1 protein-coding gene is annotated in these 845 nt (G+C 54.1%); it reads right to left on the reverse strand.

The genetic code is table 11. From position 1 onward, the window contains the following. Positions 1-19: 19 nt before the first annotated feature. Positions 20-777 (reverse strand): IS5 family transposase gene (locus ACPYOP_RS32915; RefSeq protein WP_481414380.1). Its coding sequence is split into 2 segments (ribosomal slippage): positions 20-441 and positions 441-777, totalling 759 coding nucleotides; the frame shifts between segments, so codons are not numbered across the junction. Positions 778-845: the final 68 nt, after the last annotated feature.

Genomic DNA, 845 nt, shown 5'->3' on the forward strand with positions numbered 1-845 from the left:
GACTAGGGTTTGTTGAGATTCATCGCGAATTTATGACGGCAGCGCAAGCGTAGATCATTGCTGAGAAGTTTCGGTCGGTTTTGTCGGAGCGCATGGCGATTGCCTTGAACTCTTTGAGCTTGCAGAAGAAGTTCTCGATCAGGTGCCGCCACTTATAGACTTCCTTGTCGATCTCGATCGGATGCTTGCGCTTGGGACGCTGCGAGATGACGATCTGCGCACCGCGCTCGTTCATCTCCTCGATGATCCAGTTGGCATCGAACGCCTTGTCGGCAAGGATCGCCTCGAAATCAATCCCTTCGATTAAGGGAGCCACGCCGATCGTATCGTAGCGCTGGCCGGGCAGGAGGTGAAACCGGACGAGGTTTCCAAGGGCATCAGTCAAGGCAAGGATTTTGGTCGTCCATCCACCTTTCGATTTTCCGATCGCCTGATTTTGAGTCCCCCTTTTGCGCCGTGTCCATGACGGTGGACCGGAACGATGGTTGCATCGATCATGGCATATTCCATGTCCGGATCATCCGAGACGGCTTCGAATATCCGTTCGAACACGCCTTTTCTCGACCAGTCGTCGAAGCGTTTGAAGATCGTATTCCAGTTGCCGAACTCGTCTGGCAGATCCCGCCAAGGGCTGCTGGTGCGCGCTTTCCACAGAACCGCTTCGACAAAGAGCCGATTGTCGCCTCCGCTGCGGCCGGGATCGGTGCCCTTGCCGTGGCAATGGGGAGCCATCTTTTCCCACTGAGCGTCCGTCAAGACAGTCCGAATCATCCTCATACTCCTCAAAAGGAGCTTGAATCATGATATCTCTATCCGTGAAATCCTGAATCTCAACAAACCCTAGA

The organism is Rhizobium sp. KNZ2-6A (genome assembly GCF_056755475.1).